The following is a 2210-nucleotide window of genomic DNA, read 5'->3' as shown; positions in this document are numbered from 1 at the left end:
GCGTGCTGTTCGCCCAGCCGACGCTGGCTGCCTTGGCCGCGGCGGTGGGCAGTGGCCGCGAGATCGAAGTCCCGGCCAACCGTGTGCCCGGCAATGCCACGCACATCACGCCCGACATGCTCAGCCTTATCGCCCTCGACCAGGCCAGCATCGATCGCATCGTCGCCACGGTGCCGGGCGGCGCCGCCAATGTGCAGGAAATCTACCCGCTGGCACCGTTGCAGGAAGGCATTCTCTTCCACCACCTGAGTGCCGAGCAGGGTGATCCTTACCTGCTGCAGACGCGCCTGGCCTTCGACAGCCTCGAGCGTCTGCGCGCCTGCGCGACGGCCTTGCAACAAGTGGTCGACCGTCATGACATCCTGCGCACCGCGGTGCTGTGGGAAGGGCTGGACGAGCCGGTACAGGTCGTCTGGCGCCAGGCGCCGCTGCAGGTCAGCGAAGTCGAGGGGCTTGGCGAAGACGCGGTGGTCGAGCGCCTGCACCAGCACTTCGACGCCCGTCACCAGCGCCTCGACCTGACCCAGGCACCGTTGCTGCGCCTGACCTATGCCCAGGACCCGGCGCACCAGCGCGTGGTGGCGATCCTGCACTTCCACCACCTGGCGCTGGACCACACGGCCATGGAGGTGATCGTCGGCGAAATGCAGGCGCTGCTGTCTGGCCGCCAGCAGCAGTTGCCGGCACCGGTGCCGTACCGCACCTATGTCGCCCAGGTGCGCCTGGGCGCTGCCGAGGCGGGGCACGAGGCGTTCTTCCGCGACCTGCTTGGCGATGTCGAGGAGCCGACCCTGCCCATGGGCTTGGCCGATGTGCAGGGCGATGGCCGCGAGATCGAGGAAGCCCGCCTGCTGCTCGCGCCAGCCTTGGCCCTGCGGGTGCGGGAACAGGCGCGGTTGCTCGGGGTGAGCGCGGCCAGCCTGATGCACCTGGCCTGGGCCCGCGTGGTCGGGGTATTGGCCGGTCGCCACGACGTGGTGTTCGGCACCGTGCTGATGGGCCGCCTGCAAGGCGGCGAGGGCGCCGACCGGGCCCTGGGGGTGTTCATCAACACCTTGCCGGTGCGTATCGAAACCGCTGCCGGCGCCCGCGAGGCCGTGCGCGTCACTCACCAGCGGCTGTCGGCGCTGCTCGGCCACGAACATGCCTCGCTGGCCCTGGCCCAGCGCTGCAGTGGCGTGGCGGCGTCGGCGCCGCTGTTCAGCGCCTTGCTCAACTACCGCCATAGCCCGACCGGCAGTGGCGAGGGGGATGCCGAGAGCTTCCAGGGCATGCACCAGCTGGGCAACGAAGAGCGCAGCAACTACCCACTGACGCTGAGTGTCGATGACCTCGGCGCAGGCTTCAGCTTGAGCGTGCTGGCCCAGCAGGGGATTGGCGCCGGGCGGGTCGGCAACTGGATGAACAATGCCGTGGCGCAACTGATCGCGGCCCTGGAGCAGGGTGGCTCGGCGCGGGTAGACGGGTTGCCGGTGCTCGACGAGGTCGAGCGTCTGCAATTGCTCGCAGGCTTCAACGGCACTGAGGCGCACTACCCGGCAGGGCAGACCGTGCAGGCGATGGTCGAGGCCCAGGCGCCTGAGGCGCTGGCCGTGGTGCAGGGCGAACAGCGCCTGAGCTATGGCGAGTTGAACCAACGCGCCAACCGCCTGGCCCATTACCTGATCCGTCGTGGCGTGGCTTGTGGCGACCGCGTGGCGCTGTGCCTGGAGCGCGGCCCGCAACGACTGGTCGGCATGCTCGCCGTGCTGAAAGCCGGCGCGGCCTATGTGCCGGTCGACCCGGCTTATCCGGCGCAGCGGATTGCCTACCTGCTCAGCGACAGCGCCCCGGCGCTGGTGCTGGTGGAGGCGGCCACCGCCGGCCTGGTGGGCGAGGTCGCCAGCGTCGCGCTGGATGGCGATGCATGGCGCGGCGAGCCGGACACCAACCCGGTCGTCGAGGGGCTGGACGACCAGCAACTGGCCTATGTGATCTACACCTCCGGTTCCACCGGCCAGCCGAAGGGCGTGATGGTCGAGCACCACACGTTGGCCAACCTGGTGCACTGGCACGGCGCCGCCTTCGAACTGGGCGCAGGGGTGCACACCTCCAGCGTCGCCGGCTTCGGCTTCGACGCCATGGCCTGGGAAGCCTGGCCGGCCCTGTGCGTCGGCGCGACCCTGCACCTGCCGCCGGCGGCCATTGCCGGCGAGCACGTCGATGAACTG

Annotated in this window: 1 protein-coding gene; it reads left to right on the top strand. The window is 69.9% G+C overall.

Translation table 11 applies throughout. The features are described 5' to 3' along the window. A partial coding sequence (locus F3J43_RS23610; protein WP_166892989.1) for an AMP-binding protein occupies positions 1–2210 on the top strand: 2210 nt, incomplete at both ends.

Source organism: Pantoea sp. Cy-639, from assembly GCF_011752525.1.
Lineage (GTDB): Bacteria > Pseudomonadota > Gammaproteobacteria > Pseudomonadales > Pseudomonadaceae > Aquipseudomonas.
This window is presented reverse-complemented; position numbering and strand designations above follow the sequence as displayed.